The sequence below is a fragment of the Citrobacter sp. HN-141 genome (assembly GCF_033341895.1).
Classification (GTDB): domain Bacteria; phylum Pseudomonadota; class Gammaproteobacteria; order Enterobacterales; family Enterobacteriaceae; genus Citrobacter.
This window is the reverse complement of the sequence record NZ_JAWPBF010000026.1, coordinates 11,911-30,612: the sequence shown is the minus strand read 5'-3', so window position 1 is coordinate 30,612 and position 18,702 is coordinate 11,911. Positions and strand designations below refer to the sequence as shown.

Below are 18,702 nucleotides of genomic sequence, written 5' to 3'. Positions count from 1 at the left end.
GTCAGCGGCTGCTTCTTGCCAGGCTGTTAGGGCTTCCAGGTCAAAAAACTGAGCAGATACTCCTCACACTTACGGAAGTCGAGAAAATCCATCGGCTGCAGTACGCTTTCACGCGTACCGGAAACCAGCGCAATAAGCAGGCGCATCGCCGCGAGCGACGTTGACGCAGCCTGTTTCTCATAAAACTGCTCAGCCTGGCTTAGCGTGGGTGCTTTCAGCTCCAGCTGCGTATAAGTGGTCTTCTCCGCAGCATCATCCAGCGCTACGGTTAATGGAATGGTTTTAACGCGTTCAATCTCAGCCATCTTAGTTCTCCGTTACGTCGCGGCCTTCCCAGCGAACATCAAATACTGCATCTTCGCTTTCCACTTCCTGGACGTTGACCGTCCAGAGTGAACGGCCAATGATAGTTTTCCCGTTAGCCAGCTCGGCGATCACGTTGACGTTCGTCTGCTGGTTAAAGCCCTGCACATTCGTTCCGCCACTGTCACGCAGTCGGGCAGAAATGTATGGCGCCACAGGTTTTTCCTTATATCCGTGCACACCATCCATCCCTGTCAGGGTGGTACGGTTTACGGTGGCAGCCTGGTATTTAAACGAGCCCTCCACCATTACCGTCACACCGTTAACAGTGACATAGGCGGTTCCCGCCAGGCGGTTAGTAGTATCACCTGCCATCGTTTAAGCTCCTGTTGATTCAGCCCGAGTGCGGAACTGATTGAGCAGCGCGAAAATGCGCAACTGGTTCATGAGGGTTCCCGGCCACAGCACATCGACGCGGTTCGGATTTTTGGCGTTCTGCTCGACGATGATATTTTTTGCGAATGCCTCCGCATCCTGCGCATAACCGTTCCATACCAGAGTCTGGTACTCGGCAATCTGATCGGCCTTGATAATGTTTGGCGTGACGATCGCCGCGCCAGGTGCAAATCGGGTTCCATCCGCAGCAAGCTTCATACGGCCAAACTTGCTGGTCACCGCTGTGCGCAGGTAGCGGGTCACAAACATCAGGCTGAACAGCGTCTCCACTTCCAGATAACTGTCATCTGCATCGCCATAGCTGTTTTTCTGGTAGGTGGTGATCAGGTTTTCAATGCGCACCGTGCCATCGTCATCGACCGTAAATGTCGAAATGCCGCTGTACAGCAGATTGTTACGCTCGGTCAGCTCAAAGCGATCCTGCAGTTCTGGCGCAAGCACCCCCTGAACAGCGAGCGACTGTAGCGGGCGGCCGGGGTCATTACGCAGACTCACCGCAGCTGCGCCGGTGTAAGCTGCAGACCATGCCCAGGAAGGGGACGGCGATTTATTTACGCCCAGCAGGGTCTCATGCTGGTTATTGCGCAGCTCACCTTTGGTACCGAGCTGGGCGTAAGTCCCGGTGGTGGTACCAAAGGAATGGCCATAAAGCTGCTTGTCCCATGCCCAGCGACCGCCAGTGTCTGACAGGAACTCCTTCATCACATTCAACGAGGTTGTATCGTCGTAAGGGTTGATGATGAAATCGAATGTTCGATCCTGCAGGTTTGCCAGCGCGCCGGTAATATCCGGAGCCCCGACTCCGTTAGACATAGCAGTAATCGTCAGTTCCAGGCCTGCAGGTGTGGACTCGCCTCCAGGTAAGCCGAGGAAGTTCAGGCGAATGTCGATCCCATTACCCGTAGCACCAAGATTCTTCGCGGTCAGGGTTACGGTATCCGTAGTCGCACTGGCGGTTACAGGTAGCGTGGTTTTTGCGTTAATCGCCGCGGCCAGAGAGGTGGCGATCGCTGCCACCGTATCTGTTGCTACAACGGTCAACTGAATGCGCTCACCAGCAATATAAAGGGAGATCACTCCGGTTGCCGTCGGTGCGCTGCTCACTTTAATGGTGCCGGTTGCAGCCACCATGGAATCGGAGTCTTCCTCCAGCGGCAGGATCCAGACTTCGGCTGCGGTATCATTTTTCTGATACGCCGCCATCATGGCCTGCAGAATTCCCCCTTTTCCTGTCAGCTCACCGACGGTATCCGAAGAGGAAACTCGCTGCGGAATACCAGGGGGGGTTGAGCCGGTACTGAGCATCCCACCGATAAGCAGGGTGCGCTGCGTGGCAGTGGCGTTATTCGCCATTGAGTTATCAAACTCAACGAAGAAAAGCCCTACCCGCAGGTTATCGGGAACACGAGCGAAAGGTACGGTCATTCATTTTCTCCCGCTTTTTTAGGTAATGATTGTTTCTCTGGCGCGCCCTCATCCTTTTTAGAGAGGATCACGTCCCCATCGCTCAGACGGCGACGCCAGAAAATATTGTCAGGTACTTCAGCACCCTCTTTAGGCAATGGGATGCCCTTGACGGGGCAGCGAACGCTGAGCCCGTTGTTCGGCTTAACAAACATGGATTACTCCTGAAGATTGAGGCTGATACCCGGTTTAACTGTGCCGTCTGGCATGTCGACCGCAATATCCATGCCCTCAAGGGGAACCGACTGGACAGGATAAAAATCTTCCGGCCCCTGGTAATGCTCTATGTCGATCTCGAAAAGAAGCTGCCCCATATGGGCCTCTCCTTCTGAATCAACATTGATGGTTGAACGAACTTCCGCGTATTTCTGAATATTCCGCGTCAGTTCGTAGCTGTTGATCACCGCGCGCTCCACCTGCTCGCGAAGGCTTTCAAGCGCCAGCTCTGCCCGCATGGCTCCATCATCCACTGTATCGCCGTCATACTCCTGAACGCGCCCAGTGATCCTGACAGTGGTGAGGGTGGTAAAAGCAGGGGTATTACGCCCCTGTGATTTTTTCTGTTCAAAAGGCGTCTGAACCAACAACACAGGATACATATCTGGTGAAGTTGACCAGTCGCGTGGAGAGAATACGCGGTCGCCCGCGCTGGTTGTCCCGGTTAGTGCAGTGACAACCATTTGCCGTATCGCTGCTGAATTCATCGCGGTTTTACCACATTGAGGACAAGACGAGATCCGCCATGACTGTCGGGTTCGACGTTTGACACAACAAATAACTGATTGATGATGTGACCACCGACCGTCTTTATAAATACCCGGTCAGATACAGCAGGTTGCGATTTACCCAGCTTGCGAAATTCAGCATCGCGCACACCCAACATCGGGCTGGAGGTGTTAATTTCTGAATCGCCATCAAGGTTTTCAGCAACCTGCGCATAACCACGGTCAAAAATCCCGTTAATTGTAAAAGGAGTACCGTTACGTGGACGGTACTCGTGCTCATCGCCAAAGACATCATGCAGCGGACTCAGAAGATGAGAATCCCAGTCCACGCCCATGTCATTACCCTGTCGTAACTGAAACTGATGGCTGAGAAGCAAGAACTCGCTTACGAAGCACATCAACATCAGCAATAACGCCGGACTGCAGAAGACGCTCAGCATCTTTGCCGGTTACAGGGATGCGCATATTTTCGCGGTACATCTCCCCGTCATGACGAATGCAATTCCCTTTCAACACCACATACTCCTGCGATTCAGTGTCTCCGGATTTTTCGTCACCACCATCGTCATCAACAGACAATTCGGCATCATCTGTTTTGCTCAAAGGCTGTTTTTCCTGGGTGTTATCGCCAGCATTCAGGTCGTCAACGCTCAGGCCGTCTTTGGCAGATCCTTCTGCATTCAGATCATCAGCCAGCCCGGTATTAGGTTGTTTTGCCATATCAGACCACCGTTGCGCAGAGGGATGCATTTACCCGGCTCGGAATAACCAGCGGGGAGGATTGCATCAGGATAAGACGCTGGGCTGGATCTTCTTTCACCCAGGATTTTGGCGCATAAGCCAGCGGACCGTAGTTGAAAGCCGGGTCCAGGATAACGCCAAAGGCGCGGGTACCCATCAGATCGGCACCACTCATAATGACAGCGCCATCGGGGATCATAGGCTTCTCGACGTTGTCCAGCGGATCAATAAACCAGTCGTTATATAACCAGAGGTCAAAGTTACCCCAGCGCCCTTTATAAATTGCGCCCTTCATTACCTGTGGGCCGGCGTTAATCTGGTTACCAAACGGGCTCAGCACCGGGAATGTAATGGCGTTATCCTTGATGGTGGTATCCAGTCGGAATGCACGCCATGACTTATTCGTAAAGACCAGATCCGTGGCGACAGAGCCGGACTCTTTCAGGAAAGTAGTCTGCCAGATTTCAATGTCATCTGATGGCTGGGTATTGGTAGCGCCAGCTGCAACGGTCAGTGGCCATTTATCCGAGCCGCTAAGAGTGATGGTCAGATCCGAAGCACGCCCGAAATCCACCACCTGAGTTTCATAGCCCTCCCCGGCGACGGTTACGGTCCCAGACACCAGCGCACTCGCCGCCATCCATTCCAGACGACGGTTGATCATGTCAATCTGGTCAGTCATTTCAAACTGAAGGTTCAGCATTTCGCGCTCGGCAGCGGTATATTCCCCGCCAATACGCTCACCAATCTGGCGGCGGATAGGTTTGCGCAGGTCCGGCGCGCGCTTATCTTTGATGTATGCCGGTTTGAAGGTATTGGTCTGGTATTTACGGGATTCGACCAGCTTACCTTCCACCAGCGGGGAGACGAACGGCGCCATACGACGCAGGCCGACATCAACATCAATCGCCACTTCTTCAGTCTCGTAAGTCACGACATTCGGGAAGAAGCGATCGAGCAGCCAGTTCTGACTGGTTTTCAGGTTAGGAACAACCTGCACCAGCACGCTGGTATCAAAAATATTTTCCATATTCAGTCTCTTGATAGTGCCAGCCGCAGCTGGCAAAAAATTTAAACGAGCCAGCCCCTGCCGGTTAAAGCATTCGTCAGGAGAGCCGTGGGGGAAATCAGGAGGTGGTTACAGGTGCCTGGTCACTGTCTTTCAGGAAGATAGCCAGCGGTCGGAGCGCTTTTTTCAGGTCAGCGGTCGTCCAGGAGTTATCAAAAATAATTCGGTGCTGGTTGAATTCCCCCATCAGATACAGGCCGCCGTTCTGATCGGAAGACGATGCATCAACATCATCAACCAGAATAGCAACGGGTAACTGACTGCCATCTTCAGCCGTTTTCACACATTGCGTGTATTTCCCGCTGGCAGCCACCAGGCCCAGGACAGTACCACGCTTAAAGGCACCGCCCGTAATGATCCCGGTGTCAGTCACCAGCTGGAGCGTGCCAGCGACAAGCTGATCCGGAACAAACAGCGCGCTCTTCATGCCAGGCGCAAACGCATTCTGACCAAACTGATCCATTATTTCTCTCCTCTTGTGGAGTTGTAGAGGACGGTCATTTTACTTACCAGCGCAGACTTTCCGGTCTCTTTCTGTCCGCTATCCGGATTAAGCCGGACCTGGTGGCTTTCCTGCATACGCTGATCGAGAGAGCGTTTACGGGATGGCTGAGATGCGGCTGCGGCCGGAGCCGAAGAGGCTAGGACATTAATTGCTGCCGCAGAACTCATCCCGGTATTGAAAGCCAGTGACGCGGCCAGTGAAGGATTCGCAGCTGCATGCTTACTGCCGAAAATACGGGCGCAGCGTTTACGCTCAGCAGCGCGTGCATTTTTTACCGCCTTACTCTCTTTGCGATCGTCGTCGCCGTCGTCTTCAGAATCATCATCTTCTGACACATCCGGATCATCGCCGTCATCTTCAGCATCATCGTCGCGTTCGTCTTCTTCCGCGTCGTCGTCGCGCTCATCATCATCGGCATCATCTTCGCGCTCGTCCTCTTCCGCGCGACGGGCTTTCGCTTTTTTGGCTTTTTTATCCTCTTCTTCCTCAGAAGCGGAAGGGCCAAGACCAATGAGGTGAGCAAAACTAAACGTCTTTTTCTTTGCCATTTCAGGCTCCTGTTTTTTCAAGTAAGTTTTTGAACGCAGCGTCAGGAGGACACACCTCATCAGCCAGTCCAATTTCAACGCCATCAGCAGCCATAAAACAGGCGGCCTGGGTACTTTTTATAACCTTTGCGCTAATCCCCCGGTTTCTGGCAACAGTGTTCACAAACAATTCGCCCATGGTGTTAATGTCCTGCTGGATGGCGGCCAGCGCTTCATCTGACAACTCTCTCAGCGGCGAACCTTCAGCCTTGCGGGATCCATAGGTGATGATCGTAACTTTAAGACCGTCATCTTTAATCCGCTGCGTCCAGTCAAGGTGCATGGTGATCACACCCACAGAACCCACTCCGCCGGTGCGCGGAACAGAAATCCGGTCCGCTGCACTGGCAATGGCATACGCAGCGGAATAAGCGCTTTCCGTCAGAATGGCATGGATAGGCTTTTTCCCCCGGGAGCCGTAAATGACATCAACCAGATCGAAGCATCCAGCGACCTCGCCGCCGGGTGAGTCGATATCCAGGCAAATGCCCGAAATGTCGGGATCTTCCATCGCAGTAAGAAACGCCTGACGAATGCCGTCATACCCTGTCATTCCACTGTACGGACGCAGACTGCCCAGTTTTTGCACCAGCGTTCCGCATATCGGGATGACGGCGACACCCAGCACATTGTCATAACCCGGATCACTACGGGATTCACGTCCCCGGTTATCGTCATATCCGTACCAGTCATCCTCCATGGCAAGAGAAGATTCGATTTTACTGATACCAAATCGGTCCATTACGGATGCCATGATGACTTCGGCTTTACTCGGGTGCAGCGCCAGCGGGGTGTTAAATAATCGCTGGGCCAGATGGGGTAGATTCACTTTTCCTCCGGATCGGTAATGGTCTGGCTCGCAAACTGGTCAGCCTGTGCCCAGCTCGGAAGCGGTAATCCGCGTTTAAGACATGACTCAATTTCTCTCTGGCGCTGATCAAGCACTTCTTCCCAGTCTTCACCGACGTTTTCACCCACCTCAATCTCGAGGGTGGAAAGTCCGGCATCCAGACCAAGAATGGCGCCTTTTTTCTCTGCAACCGGATCCACCCAGCCGCGCCCTGGCCCCATCCAGCGCGCGCGAGAATACGCGGCTCTGGCGTCAACAAAATCAGGTGCGCCTGCGGGCAGGGGTAAATCCTCATTGTCGTGAACTTCTTCAACAAAGGCGGTGAGAATGGGCTGAGCGAAGCCGGTAGAAAAATCGTCCCGGCGGCGAGTCAGTGTTTTCCATGCCTCCAGCAACGAGGAGCGTGCAGAACTGTAGTTAACGTCAGACCAGTCCTGGGTGACCTGCTGTGGGGACAACCCTGTTCCTGAAGAAAAATTACGGAGAACAGCAGATTCGAAGACTTCAAAATTGCTGTAGGGCCGCGCCGCGTTAACCGTCGTGATTTTCTCACCAGGATAAAGAATGGGCATTCGGGCACCATTCTGAAGTGTCAGACGCCGATCGTTATGGAACTCAACACGCCCGTCCTGATAAGTGCCTAACTCCGACTCGTCATAGGTCTCGCCCAGGGCAGACTGAACCATCGCAGGGTCATAGGGTGACTCAATGTAAGCGGCAAATATGGCATTAAGAATTGCTGCCTCAAGCTCACTCTGGTCATACTTCACCAGCATTTTCAGACGCTGAATAACCGGAGTCAGGATGCCGTTACCGCGGTGCTGCGCGCCACGCTCATGATCAAAATCGTGAACCACATGCGGGCGGCCCCAGTCAGTTTCACGCGGGATACGCTGCCACGTCATGGTTTTAGCCCCGCTCCACCAGTCACCGATATGGGCCTCCCTGATGTGGTAAGCAACCGGCGCACCGTCCGCATCAATTTCAACGCCACCACGGACATTTGGCATATCGAAATTCTGCTGAGGATTACTGAGGCGGTCAGGATCGACAATCTGTACCGTGGTGGCGTAACGCCCTCTTCCGGGACCAAGCCTGTCAGTTCTGTACTGGAGAATGGCCAGAGCATCCCCGTCAATAAGCTTGTGACGAAATCCCAGGCGTAACATCTGCGACACGGTGAGTTTTCGTTCAACATCACAATACCGGCCAGGATCGTTACTCCAGGTCCGCCAGTGCCCGTCCAGTGCTTTTCCGTACTCTTCCGCCCAGGACGCATCAAACGCCTTGTTTCCGGTGATCATTCTGAGAACACGGTAATCGGGTTTCATGATGGGGCGGAAGTTGGCACCAACCGCATTATCCAGCAGACGTGTGACCGCACCGTTTGCCCAGCCGTCATTACGGACCAGATCGCGTGCGCGGGACACGATGCGATCCCGGTAAATGTTAATTTCATTGTCCGGGGACCACAGCGCGGGTTGCCAGTTCGCCAGTTGATCGCTGAAAGAGTCAGCTGCGTCATAAGGTACGCGGCTCCCCCCCACCAGCATAGAGGGACGCTGCTGTCGCAACGGCTGCCCATCAGAGCCCAGTATCTGTACTTTATTCATCAGAATCTAAACCTCGCTGGTTTCCGGGGACGAGAGATAATCCCCAGTTGCGCCTGCAGAAGTTGAATCAGGGCCAGCAGATCAGCCAGGGTGCTTTGCTGATAGGACACTGATCGCGTCCCGTCTCCCTGCGTATAGGAAAACGAAACACCGTGGCTCCCGGTTGCTAAATCAATGTACGCCTGCTGAGCTTTCGCAAGCGCATCCCTGAGCTGATCGTTAGTCATTGCGCCGGCAAGCAGGCTGGTGTTCCGGTTGAACATGATTTTCCTTATTTCGGCAGGAGTTGCGATATTCGCTTACGTTTGACCGGCGCTGGTTCTTCAATAACCGCACCCGGCAGCTCGTAATTGATTTTTTCTTCCTGTCCAACTGGCGCTGGCAGGAACTTATCCGGATCGGCTTCGAGGTTGGCGGCCCGGACGTTGAGTTTTAACCCCATATGTTTGAGACCGCACAGCGCGGCATAGCTGTAAACGAGGCAGTCAAGCGCTTCGTTAGCTCGTCCTGGTATTGCTTCCCAGATACTGTACCGCTGCCCGGAAATGACTTTGTAAACCAGTCGCTCCGCCAGCAGCTGATTGAAGTACCCGAGATCGCGATCGTCAGGAAAATGCATATAACCCGCAGCGGCGGCGCCAGGTTTGGGTGGCTCAAGATGCAGGCGACCGCGTATCACGTCTTTCGCTGAGTTAACCCCCAGAATGACAGGGCGGAAACTGGCTTTGCTTTTCGATGATGGTCGTTTGGTCGGCCAGACAGGATTGCGTTTGCCTCCCTGTGCAGACTCCCCCTTAATTGCCCAGACACGACGGCCAAGACGCTCTTTGGCGAATTCGTATACCTTCTGCGTATGGTGGCCGCCGGAGTCCATGCACGTTGCCATGATATTCAGGCCGCGCCCGTCACCACGTCGCCAGATCTGTTTCAGGTATGCATCCAGTCGCTTCCAGGGTTCTTCCGTCTCAAGGTCACCATAAATAACGTCATGCGCGACCGACCACGATTCTTCATCTCTCCCCCAGCCGGTGATCGTAATTTCGAAGCGATCGTCCTGGGTATCAACTCCAGCTGTTAACAATGCCACCCCGTCCGGAACGAGGGCCGGAAATATTTCCCGGCGCGCCAGCAGAACATCAACAGGGAGCTGTTTCCCATGATTAGGTCGGTGCGGAAGCCCCATCTGGGTATTCCACCACGCCTGTTCCTTATCCGGATCGCCCTTCGCATCGATATATTTTTTCGCAATATCCGACGGCTTATCTTTTTGCCAGGGGCTGAAAAGCTTGGATGCCTGGTACCCCACGTGGTGGTTATCGACTGCCTCCTTTCCACAGGAGGGGCAGATTGCGCGATAGACCGCATGCCGTTCCGACTCTGACCATTGCCAGACCTTTTCAACGCTGCCCTCGTCTGCCGCCCGCCAAACAAGGTCATAATCCATCAGCGGTGAGTGCCGCTCCCCGCAGCACTCAAATGGGCGCGTCTGATGCCATCGAATAGTTTGCAGAGCTCTGAGGCGCTGTCCTTCGGACCAGCCACTACCACAGCATTCGCAATAGAGCATCGCCGATTTAGTCAGGTGTTTATCTCCCTCTTTCGGCCACTGAACGTGTTTGAAAAAGTCGGGGAACTGGCGGTGGCCACAGTGCGGGCAAACCACAGATGCCCGGCGCTGATCGGAGTCGGCGTAGCTGTCAGCAATGCGGCTCTCATCCTCCACCGTCGGCGAACAGGCGCGTACAGACAGCCAGGTCAGGCCAAATGTCGCTGTACGCTCTTCGGCCAGCGCAATTGGATCGCCTTCGCGGGTTATCGGGTACTTGTCCACTTCATCCGCCAGCAGGACACGAATCGGACGACGCGCAAGGTTATCAGGGCTACCAGCACCCGCCAGCGCCAGAAATCCGCCAGTGAACGCCTTGTAAAGAATGGTTTCTTTCGAGCTTTTCTGTTTCGAATCACCGATGATTTTACGCAGTACCGGCGTCACCCTTACCAGCGGGCTAATACGCTCTTTCGAAAACTGTTCAGCGGCTTCTTCTTTCGGCTGCAGCAGCAGTATCGGACAAGGATCGAGGTGGGCAAAATAGCCAAAAAGGTTTTCCAGCAGTGCTGTCTTCATCAACTGGGTACAGCACATTACAGTGATGATATGAACCCCGGACTCCGTCGCGGCAAGCATCGGTCCGCGGGCAATTTCTACCGTCGATGTTTCCCAGTTTCCCGAAGTGCTCCCAGCCTCTTTTGCCAGCTTACGATAGTCATCTGCCCACTGCGGCACACTGATACGCGGCGGGGGTGTCCAGCCTTTGCGGACGCTTAATTCAAGACGCTCAATCTTCTGCCGGGTTAAACTCTGGCTCTCCGAGGACTGAGATGTGTTTGTGGACATGTTCAATCAGCACCTCTGTCATCCTGTCCGCCGGTACATCCAGATCAGCAGCCATTAGCGGCGCCACCCTGGACGGCCAGTTAAGCCAGGCATCACGCTGTTGGCGAAAGGCGTTGAATAAAACCTCCTCGGCTGCTGTCAGCTCAATAAGCTGGCCGCTGTCTTTTTCATACTGCAGCTTTGCCTGCAGGGCCATGTAATTCTCGCGGATACGTCCCGCTTCCTCTCTCGAAAGATCTGCCCCTTCAGTGAGCATTATCTGGCGGACAGTTTTATTGATTTCATCACCGTCATCATCGTTATCGCTAACGACGGGAGTTTTCTTTTTCTTCGCGTTCGAGGCGCGCGGGTCTTTGCCATCGCGGTTTTTCTTCAATGCCGCATCGCTGGCCTCTACGTCAATCAGGTCTCCGTCCATCACAATGAAGCGCCCGGCTTTAATCCACCGACCAATTGTTTTGCGATCCACACCTGAATGTTGTGCGTACTGACTCTGGTTCATCGTGGTCATGGGACATCACCTGGGACATTTTCTGGGGTGGGACATTCGCCTGGGACATTTTTGCCATGTCCCACCAGAATGTCCCACTGGAATAAACTGGAATAGCCAGAGCTGGCGAGGTGTCCGTAATGATCGCCAGAGGTGGGACATGGGACACAAATCTGAAAGTTGTAGCTAGGAAAACACCGCGGCGCGCAATGCCCGTGCCTTACAAAAGTCTCAGGAAGGACCCATTTTTTTAATGGCTTCGACCATTCGCTCCGACTATGATTATTCCTATTCAATACAAGGAGAATGTAATGGGTAACAATATAATCAAAATAACTTTCGTAGCCGCAGTGCTGGCATCACCAATTGCTCATGCCCAGTGGGTAACTAATACTGAAGATGACCTTTTCTCTGGTGGTAAGAAAGCAATGATGCTTGGCGAGGTTTCATCCGACAATGGCGCCATTGTGTTTGACTGCACTAAAGAAAAGCTATCGGCGGCATACGTTGAAATGGATAAAAGCACCGAATCACTATCAGAGGTACCAATGGACCTGATAATGAAGGTCGACGGGAATACCGCAGTGAAGCTCGATGCTACCCTTTCAAGACGTAATGTTCAGAGCCTCCAGATTCAATCGGATGACACGGACCAACTGAAAACAGTGCTTAAGCAGCTTCAGGGGGCGAAATCCAAAGTGTTAGTTGGTGTGCAAACAAAGGATGGCGGAAACCAGCATTCCATGTCAGCCAATGTTTCTGGATCGACAACTGCAGTAAACAGCTTCATAAAAGCTTGCGAAATTAACTTATAAGTTACTGCTTTTATTTTGCCGTCCTGATGGCTTCTGCTATCGCCTGATTTAAAGCAGACGGTAGCAGTGCGTTCGCCATGGTACGGGCCCTATCCATATACCCCAGCACTGGAGTCACAGGTAGCGCATCACCAAACCGGATCAAAAGCTTTGGAGAACGCTGTTTGCGTTTCGGTCTTCGCGTCCCGTTAGCGGAACGTTTGGCCCGTCGCTTCTTAGCTTTCATCGGCTTCTTACGCTGCCAGACAGCGTTAACGCCATCAACCTCACCTACGAATACATTTTCCTTTGCTTTAAGCTGTGAGAGCTTATTACGCGGCATGTTGCCGTATTTGTTTAGCTTAACGTTCTTGGGATTTAATAGAGCCTGGCTATTGAGCTTGTGCTCTCCGCCAAACTCGAATGGTTCCAGATAACCAGCAGCGGTATCACGGACAAAAACCTTTGCGGTCAGATTGTTCTTTCTTGCCGCCACCGAACCAACTGATTTAACGGTAAACGGCGTGGGGCTCTCCAGATGTCGTTCGAATGCCGTCTTCTGAGCCAACTCAATCTGGCGTACAACTTTTGTCATCGCCTGAGCTGTGGCAAACGGGATTTGCTTTTGCAGTTGCTTTAACTGGTTTGATAAATCCTTCAGTGTTGCCATATCAGTCACCTGTATTTACTGCCTATTCTTCAGCATTATCGATTACAGTTACTGTCTGAATATCAGGATGTTACTTATCGTTGAGTCTGGGTAAGGTAATGGCTCAGCCCGTCAGCGGTGGGACGTTGGCGTACCAGCCTTGAGAGGAGTGCTGATTGCCTCTTGATAAGGAGACTTATGCAATTTCTTCACAAACGAATGCACCTGAATGCAGGTGATGTCGTTGTTGTTGACTGCTCGCACCAGTGCAACATCCTTCTCACTACCGACAGTAACTTCAATAGTTATAAAAATAACCCGGGTTTTCATCATCATGGTGGTGGTGGTTTCTTCGAGAGACTTCCGACCCGGTTGGTTGCGCCTCAGCCTGCAGGGCCAAGAGATATCTCAGATGAGATTAGGGACATGCTTCATTAATTATTTTAGTAATATCTGCGGCTAACTTATTCAGCCAACCTGAATTAATCCGAATGCCAGCCATCACATTTGCAGATGTGGTGGCTTTTTTATTTCGCTTATGTCTTTTCATTTTTTCCCTTTTTTGTATCGCCCCTTTCAGGCCGGCCTTCGGTGTGCGCGGTGGCATATTCACTCCGATAAAAATATTGAGCATTATCGCAGGCACTCAGTAATTCCTGCTGTAATACCCGTCGTGATGACCATTAAAAAAGCCACTCGAAAGTGGCCTTTGTGATGGCAATAAAAAACCGCCCGTAGGCGGTTATATTCAGCAGGTCGCATGTTATCTGTGAATGACAAACAGCGATTTACATTTAGGGCAAAGTAACGCCTGTTGTTGGCGTACTTTCGTGGTCGAGTGTGTGGATTTATGTCCGCATATCGGGCACATGACAGTCGTATTGGCTGCAAGCCCAACACGCTGCATTGCATAATCGAAAAATGACATGGTGGTTAACCTTTCAATGAATGGGGCTTATTATACCATGCATAGCTCAATTATTAATCAATCATCATCGCATGCTTGATGCCATTTAACTTTGTCGCAGGCACTCAGTGAATGTCTGCTGTAATGCCTGCTCAGCCAAGTTGAAGCACACCGTGTTCTTTTGAATCAGAGAATGCAACAAACCCAGTGTATTCGGGGATAGTGTTCCGTCATCAGCATCAAATACTGAAATGGTTGCGTGAAGAATCAAAAATGCTCCAAATCCCGCGCCGCTGCTGCCCCTCGATGGTCAGAATCGTCAAGGAGGACCCGTTAAAAGGTAAGCAGAAAATCTGTGGTTAGAAGTGAAGGCTTTGACAACGTTCTAAATTTTATGACAGAAATAAAAAAGCATTACCTTTCAAGATAATGCTTTTTCACTCGAACTGAGTCTTATAACAATTAGATTAATGTGATTTTAATATCATAGCTTTCAAGCCCAGTCATTTTTTCACGAGCATTAAACTGGATATCGGAAACTTCTTTTCCTGTCTTTTTTTTGAGTTCAATAATTTTTTTTGTGATGAATTCAGAAATATCCGCTTCAGTTTTTCTTTTTAAATCTTCGACGTTCATTGTTTACCTCTCTTGATCTCTAACGTATCAACGCCAGGCATGTTACATTCCCCGTAGAGCACTTGTATAAGCGCTGATATGTTTAAAAGATAGAATAGAAAGACTCAATTATCAATAGTTTGCAGTACAATCTTCATGCAAAAGAGCTCGCGACCACACAAACCACTGTACTAAAATCCGGGTCGGTCACGAAACAACCAGATCTCATTTCAAAAGCTTCGAGGCTGCCTCGAGGATCTCTTCTGAACTGACATCACGATCAGAGGCTACATAAACTATTTTATGGTCTCCTGTCAGAGATGGAAATCCCGCTGACATCACGGGTAGGTGTGCTTTTTCCCCATTGGGAAACTCACGCATTATCGTAGTAATACCTTTCATTACGGTTACAACAACTGCTGGTTCTGCATTAAAAAAAACGATGACTTTTTTCATAATTTTACCGTGATGTCTCTTACAGAGATTGTCGGTTCAGCATACAAAAAAGGCTCCATAAGGAGCCTGAAATTTATTTTCTGAATTCTAACGAAGACTGACCAGAACGAATGTACAGTGCAATATTATCAAATGTAATCATTGTTGATTTGCAAAAAATACATTTTGCTCCGAAAGGATTTTTTTCAGTAACATCAAAGTTTGACGTTCGGTACTGAGATCCGTGGCAACACGGACATCTGAAGTGAATATTATTAGTAATAACAGTTACCTTATACAGCCACGACATTAACTGCCGTGGGGCCTTTAGGTCCCTGTTCAACACTAAATTCAACTTCCTGATTCTCATTCAACGTCTTGAAATCATTACTCTGGATAGCAGAGAAGTGAACAAACACATCTTTACTACCATCTTTTGGAGTGATAAAACCAAAACCTTTTTCAGGATTAAACCATTTAACTAAACCAGTCATTTTATTAGACATAAACATTACCTTTATTGAGTAAGCCCTTGGGCAGAATGGTCCGAAAAAAAATTATCAGAGAGAAAAGCTAACAAGGAAATCTCAACAGGAACAAGGAATAAAATTATTACAGCGACTGCTTCAGATAAATTCGTTACAAACCAGACATTCATTAACGCATGATTAACCAGACATAGCAAGGTTTAGTTTTGTAAGTAAATCTCAGTGGGTTTTGATCTTAAAAATTAATTTAAATAGCTTAAATCGAAAATTATGTCATGCTGCGTAAGACCTTTATCTATCACCCTAAGTTGTCAGGGATTTTGACTCAAGGAAGAGTCGTATTTCCTTCATAGTAAAAATTCACAAATTTATCCACGAAAACCGTCAACATCTTAATTTATAGAGCTATTATTTTTCCTCTACGGTTCATTGTTAGTATTTTTACGGACTCATAAATCCGCTCACATGTCATTCCTGCTCGGTAGTTTTCATCAGCGCGTTCAGCATGGTATCGAGCTTCTTCTGCCAGGCTTCCTGGCATGTCTACGAGCATTGTGGTGTCATGGCGGATGGAAAGTTATGTTGATTCGTTAGTTATCGAGCTGTAGAACGCTATGCTCTAGCGACTCGGAATAGGCAATCAGCCCGGTGTACTCAGGGATAACCTCGCCATCATCCGCTTCGAACTCAGGGATTGTTCCGGTAGTGATGGTATATTGTGGCTGGCCATCTTCTTTTGCGAAGGCAGCCAGGTCTTCAATCTGCTTAGCTGTAAGAACTACTGTCATGCTCATTCCTCAGTTGTTAAAAAACCCCGCTATTGCGAGGCCGGATAGATCAAAAGCCGTTGTGAAAGTGGCTTTCAGCAACGCGCGTATTATGTTCGGGTAATTTTCCCTTTCCCGGTTTCCGCAAGCACATAACCAATTAGCCCGTTAGCATCATCAACAAGAGCTTTTATTTTTGAGATATGTGCAGCCTTAATGCCCTTCCACTCATTCAAGCCTGTACCAAACAGACTGGCGATCCCTTTATCGCGCCTCATTTCCATGCACGCCTGATTCAGTTCTTCCATCACGTTAGACTTGCGCGGATTAACCACTACGCCTTTCGTCCAGTATTCGTACAGAACATCGTCGCATTCTTCCTGATACTGGATAACCTTATCGCGGATTTCTGGCTTTACCTTGTTAGGACTAATAGTTTGAAGCCAGCCAGCAAGCTTTCTGAGGGCAAGACAAAGCATCTTCTGCGGTCCTCCGGCTGTAGGTATGGTGATTTCCACCCCTCCTTTAGCGAATCGTTGTTTTATCTTGGTTCTCTGGGACTTCCAGTCCATCCCCATCCCTTCAACAATCGGCTTCATTGGGGTATACGGCTCACCATTGTGATTCACTACATAGAGAGCGCTGCCGTGGAACGGTACGGTAATTGTATTCATAGCGTTTACCTTACTTTGAGATGAACCTTTGCCGCATAGGAGATCAGCCCGTCGAGGCTCGCCAGCACTAACTGACTCCTCAAAGGCTCATTCCAAAGGGTTGGGTTCGACGTGATTGAATGCGCTGCGGTGCGCGGTGAAATGCAGATACAAAAAAGCCCCGGTATTAAACCGAGGCTTATAATTCTTTCTCTTTTTCAGAGAGTGCGGATTAAAGAACGTGTTTTACTGCTGGTTTCCCCACAGCTTTGCACATATTTACTACTTTCATTTCTCATTTTCAATTTATTTTTGCACAGTTAGCCTGCACTGATTTGTTGTGCGCCAATATGTCCCGCTTCGTCTGCTTATCCAGCACGGCAATGTCGTGCTCTGTGAGGTAGATGATGTTCACCCAGTCACAGGCAGTGTCCGTTACTTCAGGTTTTGCGGGTATATCTTTCGCGCAACTCGCGGTCAACATCGTCATCAGGAAGATGATTAACAGTCTGCTGTACATCCCTGGCTCCTTTTGTTGTTTCTACCCGGCGTTCGGCTACCGCTTCAGTAGTTGCTGCACGTTCTTCAGTGCGCTGCTGGTCCGCTTTTGTTTCGGCGATACTTGTACCGCGTGATTTACCCAGACCAAAAGCACCTGCTATTGCAGCCAGCACAGCAACGGCCAGGCCGATAATCATTTCAAGTCCCATAGCGACCTCATACCAGTGCGGCTTTTGCTTTGGCGTAGCGTGCACGACGGTCGTTAATACCGTTCTGTCCACCATTGATAATCTGCGTGACTCGCACCAGGTCACCTGTGTACTTCATGCAACCTTTACTGGCGAAGAACCACGCCGCGCTACGGGCCGCATACTCATCCTGCGCCAGCAGTTCAGGCTGAGCAACCAAATCAACCTTCAGACCATTGCCGCAATCCCGGTAGTTATCGAGGAACGTAATACCGATGAGTCCACGCGCACGGTATTTCCATCCATCACCAGGCGCATTGTTACCGTAGCGCTTGCTGTACACCAGATTTGCAATGGCTGGCTGATTGGCTACCTGGCCTTTTTCTTTGTCACGCCCAAGCATATATGCCTGATAGTTCGTGATACGGCGTCCAAAGGTGGTCAGCAGAGCGGCTGGGGTGTAGTTGAAGCTCTCCACCAGCGCAGAGAATCCCGCTGATTCATGTCCTGACTGAGCAATAAACATTGCCTGGTCTTCAGGCTTAATAATGCCGAACTCTTTCATTGCCGCGTCAATGTGCGGAAACCAGCGCGAAGCTAACCCGGCGCTTACACCAGCCGCCTGTTGAAATTGTGATTGGTTCATTAGTGCCTCAGCGTATCAACGAGACGCGCCACGTTCCCACGAGCCCATAAGACGGCAGCGCAAATAAGAAGGTTTACGATGACCACCATCCAGTGGGACTCCTGGTAGAGGCCGAACAGATATCGGAATGGAACGCTGGCATAAACCAGCACAACGAAGTAAGCCAGCAATGAAATAGCGGGGCGATGTCTTGCCCCTTCACGCTGGTAGAACATCAGGACAAGGACGATGACCGCACAAATACCTGCATTCACCATCGCTGACGGATCACTTGTTACCATTGCTGGCCCCTCCTCCACGGAATCGCGAAAGAATACTGAACAGGCTTCCCAAATCCTGACTGTTGAAAAATGTGAGCACTTTGATTGTCATCGCCGCCACTACAACAGCACCAAGTGCATCTAATGGCCTGTCACTGTACCCGGTGGCTTGTGACAACTTTGAACCAACCAGGCCAGCAGCAAGAACGCCAACAATGAATGACGTCATGAAGTAAGCAATCAATCGTACTCGTGTGATATTTGCCGCTGTCGCTACATAAAATACTGCACCAGCGAATGCGCCAAATACCACGCCATAATCAATACCGGTTGCAAGGCCAAATACGCTTGCTCCCATCAGTCCACCAGCCGCGACCGTAGTGCCAGAAACAGGATCGGACATTAAGCCCCCTCTTATTGCTGTGAGTCCTCTCAGAACGAGGGGAAATAAAAAGGGCCACCAATTGGCAGCCCTGAATACGACAAAACCCCGCTGTGGCGAGGTTTTTAAATGATGTTAAGTACGTGTCTAAGTGACCACTCTTAACACAATAATCCACAAAATGCGGACCGCGTTAGTGCTTTTTATCTGTTTTTCCAT

The 18,702-nt window shown here is 50.5% G+C and carries 31 protein-coding genes and 1 pseudogene; 2 read left to right on the top strand and 30 right to left on the bottom strand.

Translation table 11 applies throughout. The features are described from left to right. Window positions 1-26 precede the first annotated feature (26 nt). From RYZ59_RS22595 to RYZ59_RS22525, 15 genes are all read right to left on the bottom strand, one after another. Window positions 27-305 (bottom strand): phage tail assembly protein, encoded by a 279-nt coding sequence (locus RYZ59_RS22595; RefSeq protein WP_000807719.1) that lies wholly within the window; start codon window positions 303-305, stop codon window positions 27-29. A 1-nt stretch (window position 306) separates the two neighbouring features. Then, entirely contained in the window at window positions 307-678 is a 372-nt protein-coding gene (locus RYZ59_RS22590; protein ID WP_000896638.1) for a phage tail tube protein, read from the bottom strand. Window positions 679-681: 3 nt separating this feature from the next. Continuing rightward, window positions 682-2,184, bottom strand: coding sequence for a phage tail sheath subtilisin-like domain-containing protein (locus RYZ59_RS22585; protein WP_023157310.1), 1,503 nt, complete (start codon window positions 2,182-2,184; stop codon window positions 682-684). Further along, the gene (locus RYZ59_RS22580) at window positions 2,181-2,378 is read right to left on the bottom strand and encodes a DUF2635 domain-containing protein (RefSeq protein ID WP_000497745.1); all 198 of its coding nucleotides are present in this window, start codon (window positions 2,376-2,378) and stop codon (window positions 2,181-2,183) included. Before RYZ59_RS22580 ends, RYZ59_RS22585 begins: the two co-directional genes overlap by 4 nt. Before the next feature lie 3 nt (window positions 2,379-2,381). Beyond that, entirely contained in the window at window positions 2,382-2,927 is a 546-nt protein-coding gene (locus RYZ59_RS22575) for a hypothetical protein (protein ID WP_001083242.1), read from the bottom strand. After that, window positions 2,924-3,283, bottom strand: coding sequence for a hypothetical protein (locus tag RYZ59_RS22570; RefSeq protein WP_000537794.1), 360 nt, complete (start codon window positions 3,281-3,283; stop codon window positions 2,924-2,926). Before RYZ59_RS22570 ends, RYZ59_RS22575 begins: the two co-directional genes overlap by 4 nt. A gap of 4 nt (window positions 3,284-3,287) precedes the next feature. Next, window positions 3,288-3,668 (bottom strand): hypothetical protein, encoded by a 381-nt coding sequence (locus RYZ59_RS22565; protein WP_001118869.1) that lies wholly within the window; start codon window positions 3,666-3,668, stop codon window positions 3,288-3,290. A 1-nt stretch (window position 3,669) separates the two neighbouring features. After that, on the bottom strand, window positions 3,670-4,719 hold the full coding sequence (locus tag RYZ59_RS22560; RefSeq protein ID WP_318050803.1) for a major capsid protein: 1,050 nt from the start codon (window positions 4,717-4,719) through the stop codon (window positions 3,670-3,672). A gap of 97 nt (window positions 4,720-4,816) precedes the next feature. After that, a complete protein-coding gene (locus RYZ59_RS22555) occupies window positions 4,817-5,221 on the bottom strand; it encodes a head decoration protein (protein WP_001472189.1) in 405 nt (134 codons plus the stop codon). After that, window positions 5,221-5,811 carry a hypothetical protein gene (locus RYZ59_RS22550; protein WP_318050801.1) on the bottom strand — a complete coding sequence of 197 codons (591 nt, stop codon included), beginning with the start codon at window positions 5,809-5,811 and terminating at the stop codon, window positions 5,221-5,223. The genes RYZ59_RS22555 and RYZ59_RS22550 overlap by 1 nt, the downstream gene beginning before the upstream one ends. A gap of 1 nt (window position 5,812) precedes the next feature. Then, a complete protein-coding gene (locus RYZ59_RS22545) occupies window positions 5,813-6,679 on the bottom strand; it encodes a S49 family peptidase (protein ID WP_001052909.1) in 867 nt (288 codons plus the stop codon). Further along, window positions 6,676-8,313: a phage portal protein gene (locus RYZ59_RS22540; protein ID WP_001045359.1), complete on the bottom strand. Its 1,638-nt coding sequence runs from the start codon at window positions 8,311-8,313 to the stop codon at window positions 6,676-6,678. The genes RYZ59_RS22545 and RYZ59_RS22540 overlap by 4 nt, the downstream gene beginning before the upstream one ends. Beyond that, window positions 8,313-8,576 carry a gpW family head-tail joining protein gene (gene gpW, locus RYZ59_RS22535; RefSeq protein WP_202038400.1) on the bottom strand — a complete coding sequence of 88 codons (264 nt, stop codon included), beginning with the start codon at window positions 8,574-8,576 and terminating at the stop codon, window positions 8,313-8,315. The genes RYZ59_RS22540 and gpW overlap by 1 nt, the downstream gene beginning before the upstream one ends. A gap of 8 nt (window positions 8,577-8,584) precedes the next feature. After that, window positions 8,585-10,708 (bottom strand): phage terminase large subunit family protein, encoded by a 2,124-nt coding sequence (locus RYZ59_RS22530; RefSeq protein WP_202038399.1) that lies wholly within the window; start codon window positions 10,706-10,708, stop codon window positions 8,585-8,587. After that, window positions 10,650-11,219: a hypothetical protein gene (locus tag RYZ59_RS22525; RefSeq protein ID WP_000210383.1), complete on the bottom strand. Its 570-nt coding sequence runs from the start codon at window positions 11,217-11,219 to the stop codon at window positions 10,650-10,652. The genes RYZ59_RS22530 and RYZ59_RS22525 overlap by 59 nt, the downstream gene beginning before the upstream one ends. A gap of 290 nt (window positions 11,220-11,509) precedes the next feature. Here RYZ59_RS22525 and RYZ59_RS22520 point away from each other — a divergent pair, with 290 nt between their 5' ends. Then, the gene (locus RYZ59_RS22520) at window positions 11,510-12,013 is read left to right on the top strand and encodes a hypothetical protein (RefSeq protein ID WP_032652440.1); all 504 of its coding nucleotides are present in this window, start codon (window positions 11,510-11,512) and stop codon (window positions 12,011-12,013) included. 10 nt (window positions 12,014-12,023) lie between these two features. Here RYZ59_RS22520 and RYZ59_RS22515 read toward each other — a convergent pair whose 3' ends face one another. Next, window positions 12,024-12,662 carry a hypothetical protein gene (locus RYZ59_RS22515; RefSeq protein WP_072667361.1) on the bottom strand — a complete coding sequence of 213 codons (639 nt, stop codon included), beginning with the start codon at window positions 12,660-12,662 and terminating at the stop codon, window positions 12,024-12,026. 177 nt (window positions 12,663-12,839) lie between these two features. Between RYZ59_RS22515 and RYZ59_RS22510 the strand changes: the two genes are divergently transcribed. Beyond that, window positions 12,840-13,079 carry a DUF1883 domain-containing protein gene (locus RYZ59_RS22510; protein ID WP_318050782.1) on the top strand — a complete coding sequence of 80 codons (240 nt, stop codon included), beginning with the start codon at window positions 12,840-12,842 and terminating at the stop codon, window positions 13,077-13,079. On the opposite strand, the gene RYZ59_RS22505 is transcribed toward RYZ59_RS22510, so the two are convergent. From RYZ59_RS22505 to RYZ59_RS22445, 14 genes and pseudogenes are all read right to left on the bottom strand, one after another. Continuing rightward, on the bottom strand, window positions 13,060-13,287 hold the full coding sequence (locus RYZ59_RS22505; RefSeq protein ID WP_088902172.1) for a hypothetical protein: 228 nt from the start codon (window positions 13,285-13,287) through the stop codon (window positions 13,060-13,062). The two genes, RYZ59_RS22510 and RYZ59_RS22505, sit on opposite strands and share 20 nt — an antisense overlap. Window positions 13,288-13,404: 117 nt before the next feature. Next, window positions 13,405-13,569 carry a YnfU family zinc-binding protein gene (locus RYZ59_RS24870; RefSeq protein WP_213090494.1) on the bottom strand — a complete coding sequence of 55 codons (165 nt, stop codon included), beginning with the start codon at window positions 13,567-13,569 and terminating at the stop codon, window positions 13,405-13,407. A 441-nt stretch (window positions 13,570-14,010) separates the two neighbouring features. After that, complete coding sequence (locus tag RYZ59_RS22500) at window positions 14,011-14,184, bottom strand: GnsA/GnsB family addiction module toxin (RefSeq protein WP_001100119.1); 174 nt, start codon at window positions 14,182-14,184, stop codon at window positions 14,011-14,013. Between the two features lie 204 nt (window positions 14,185-14,388). Further along, window positions 14,389-14,619: a hypothetical protein gene (locus RYZ59_RS22495; protein ID WP_000756041.1), complete on the bottom strand. Its 231-nt coding sequence runs from the start codon at window positions 14,617-14,619 to the stop codon at window positions 14,389-14,391. A 73-nt stretch (window positions 14,620-14,692) separates the two neighbouring features. Next, window positions 14,693-14,881 (bottom strand): hypothetical protein, encoded by a 189-nt coding sequence (locus tag RYZ59_RS22490; RefSeq protein WP_057069020.1) that lies wholly within the window; start codon window positions 14,879-14,881, stop codon window positions 14,693-14,695. Window positions 14,882-14,891: 10 nt separating this feature from the next. After that, entirely contained in the window at window positions 14,892-15,104 is a 213-nt protein-coding gene (gene cspG, locus RYZ59_RS22485; protein WP_000066494.1) for a cold shock protein CspG, read from the bottom strand. 379 nt (window positions 15,105-15,483) lie between these two features. Next, a pseudogene (locus RYZ59_RS22480) lies at window positions 15,484-15,648 on the bottom strand (DUF2514 family protein); the annotation flags it as partial. Between the two features lie 28 nt (window positions 15,649-15,676). Continuing rightward, window positions 15,677-15,874 (bottom strand): hypothetical protein, encoded by a 198-nt coding sequence (locus RYZ59_RS22475; RefSeq protein WP_024174517.1) that lies wholly within the window; start codon window positions 15,872-15,874, stop codon window positions 15,677-15,679. 89 nt (window positions 15,875-15,963) lie between these two features. Continuing rightward, window positions 15,964-16,527, bottom strand: coding sequence for a phage antirepressor N-terminal domain-containing protein (locus RYZ59_RS22470; RefSeq protein WP_162648448.1), 564 nt, complete (start codon window positions 16,525-16,527; stop codon window positions 15,964-15,966). Between the two features lie 280 nt (window positions 16,528-16,807). Next, entirely contained in the window at window positions 16,808-16,990 is a 183-nt protein-coding gene (locus RYZ59_RS22465; protein ID WP_239175754.1) for a hypothetical protein, read from the bottom strand. Next, window positions 16,947-17,216 carry a hypothetical protein gene (locus RYZ59_RS22460; protein ID WP_318050774.1) on the bottom strand — a complete coding sequence of 90 codons (270 nt, stop codon included), beginning with the start codon at window positions 17,214-17,216 and terminating at the stop codon, window positions 16,947-16,949. The genes RYZ59_RS22465 and RYZ59_RS22460 overlap by 44 nt, the downstream gene beginning before the upstream one ends. 7 nt (window positions 17,217-17,223) lie before the next feature. Beyond that, complete coding sequence (locus tag RYZ59_RS22455) at window positions 17,224-17,841, bottom strand: glycoside hydrolase family 19 protein (protein WP_318050772.1); 618 nt, start codon at window positions 17,839-17,841, stop codon at window positions 17,224-17,226. Then, on the bottom strand, window positions 17,841-18,122 hold the full coding sequence (locus tag RYZ59_RS22450; protein WP_008323297.1) for a phage holin family protein: 282 nt from the start codon (window positions 18,120-18,122) through the stop codon (window positions 17,841-17,843). The genes RYZ59_RS22455 and RYZ59_RS22450 overlap by 1 nt, the downstream gene beginning before the upstream one ends. Next, on the bottom strand, window positions 18,109-18,504 hold the full coding sequence (locus RYZ59_RS22445; RefSeq protein WP_008323296.1) for a phage holin family protein: 396 nt from the start codon (window positions 18,502-18,504) through the stop codon (window positions 18,109-18,111). Before RYZ59_RS22445 ends, RYZ59_RS22450 begins: the two co-directional genes overlap by 14 nt. Between the last annotated feature and the right edge of the window lie 198 nt (window positions 18,505-18,702).

Bases quoted from the DNA above. Each gene is read 5' to 3' on its own strand.
- RYZ59_RS22530 (WP_202038399.1), bottom strand. From the start codon at position 10,708: ATGTCCACAAACACATCTCAGTCCTCGGAGAGCCAGAGTTTAACCCGG.
- RYZ59_RS22590 (WP_000896638.1), bottom strand. From the start codon at position 678: ATGGCAGGTGATACTACTAACCGCCTGGCGGGAACCGCCTATGTCACT.
- RYZ59_RS24870 (WP_213090494.1), bottom strand. From the start codon at position 13,569: ATGTCATTTTTCGATTATGCAATGCAGCGTGTTGGGCTTGCAGCCAAT.
- RYZ59_RS22495 (WP_000756041.1), bottom strand. From the start codon at position 14,619: ATGAAAAAAGTCATCGTTTTTTTTAATGCAGAACCAGCAGTTGTTGTA.
- RYZ59_RS22565 (WP_001118869.1), bottom strand. From the start codon at position 3,668: ATGGCAAAACAACCTAATACCGGGCTGGCTGATGATCTGAATGCAGAA.
- cspG (WP_000066494.1), bottom strand. From the start codon at position 15,104: ATGTCTAATAAAATGACTGGTTTAGTTAAATGGTTTAATCCTGAAAAA.
- RYZ59_RS22520 (WP_032652440.1), top strand. From the start codon at position 11,510: ATGGGTAACAATATAATCAAAATAACTTTCGTAGCCGCAGTGCTGGCA.
- RYZ59_RS22550 (WP_318050801.1), bottom strand. From the start codon at position 5,811: ATGGCAAAGAAAAAGACGTTTAGTTTTGCTCACCTCATTGGTCTTGGC.
- RYZ59_RS22555 (WP_001472189.1), bottom strand. From the start codon at position 5,221: ATGGATCAGTTTGGTCAGAATGCGTTTGCGCCTGGCATGAAGAGCGCG.
- gpW (WP_202038400.1), bottom strand. From the start codon at position 8,576: ATGTTCAACCGGAACACCAGCCTGCTTGCCGGCGCAATGACTAACGAT.
- RYZ59_RS22570 (WP_000537794.1), bottom strand. From the start codon at position 3,283: ATGGGCGTGGACTGGGATTCTCATCTTCTGAGTCCGCTGCATGATGTC.
- RYZ59_RS22510 (WP_318050782.1), top strand. From the start codon at position 12,840: ATGCAATTTCTTCACAAACGAATGCACCTGAATGCAGGTGATGTCGTT.
- RYZ59_RS22540 (WP_001045359.1), bottom strand. From the start codon at position 8,313: ATGAATAAAGTACAGATACTGGGCTCTGATGGGCAGCCGTTGCGACAG.
- RYZ59_RS22470 (WP_162648448.1), bottom strand. From the start codon at position 16,527: ATGAATACAATTACCGTACCGTTCCACGGCAGCGCTCTCTATGTAGTG.
- RYZ59_RS22525 (WP_000210383.1), bottom strand. From the start codon at position 11,219: ATGACCACGATGAACCAGAGTCAGTACGCACAACATTCAGGTGTGGAT.
- RYZ59_RS22445 (WP_008323296.1), bottom strand. From the start codon at position 18,504: ATGTCCGATCCTGTTTCTGGCACTACGGTCGCGGCTGGTGGACTGATG.
- RYZ59_RS22560 (WP_318050803.1), bottom strand. From the start codon at position 4,719: ATGGAAAATATTTTTGATACCAGCGTGCTGGTGCAGGTTGTTCCTAAC.
- RYZ59_RS22475 (WP_024174517.1), bottom strand. From the start codon at position 15,874: ATGACAGTAGTTCTTACAGCTAAGCAGATTGAAGACCTGGCTGCCTTC.
- RYZ59_RS22595 (WP_000807719.1), bottom strand. From the start codon at position 305: ATGGCTGAGATTGAACGCGTTAAAACCATTCCATTAACCGTAGCGCTG.
- RYZ59_RS22455 (WP_318050772.1), bottom strand. From the start codon at position 17,841: ATGAACCAATCACAATTTCAACAGGCGGCTGGTGTAAGCGCCGGGTTA.
- RYZ59_RS22450 (WP_008323297.1), bottom strand. From the start codon at position 18,122: ATGGTAACAAGTGATCCGTCAGCGATGGTGAATGCAGGTATTTGTGCG.
- RYZ59_RS22465 (WP_239175754.1), bottom strand. From the start codon at position 16,990: ATGTTGACCGCGAGTTGCGCGAAAGATATACCCGCAAAACCTGAAGTA.
- RYZ59_RS22575 (WP_001083242.1), bottom strand. From the start codon at position 2,927: ATGAATTCAGCAGCGATACGGCAAATGGTTGTCACTGCACTAACCGGG.
- RYZ59_RS22580 (WP_000497745.1), bottom strand. From the start codon at position 2,378: ATGTTTGTTAAGCCGAACAACGGGCTCAGCGTTCGCTGCCCCGTCAAG.
- RYZ59_RS22500 (WP_001100119.1), bottom strand. From the start codon at position 14,184: ATGAACGTCGAAGATTTAAAAAGAAAAACTGAAGCGGATATTTCTGAA.
- RYZ59_RS22585 (WP_023157310.1), bottom strand. From the start codon at position 2,184: ATGACCGTACCTTTCGCTCGTGTTCCCGATAACCTGCGGGTAGGGCTT.
- RYZ59_RS22515 (WP_072667361.1), bottom strand. From the start codon at position 12,662: ATGGCAACACTGAAGGATTTATCAAACCAGTTAAAGCAACTGCAAAAG.
- RYZ59_RS22460 (WP_318050774.1), bottom strand. From the start codon at position 17,216: ATGGGACTTGAAATGATTATCGGCCTGGCCGTTGCTGTGCTGGCTGCA.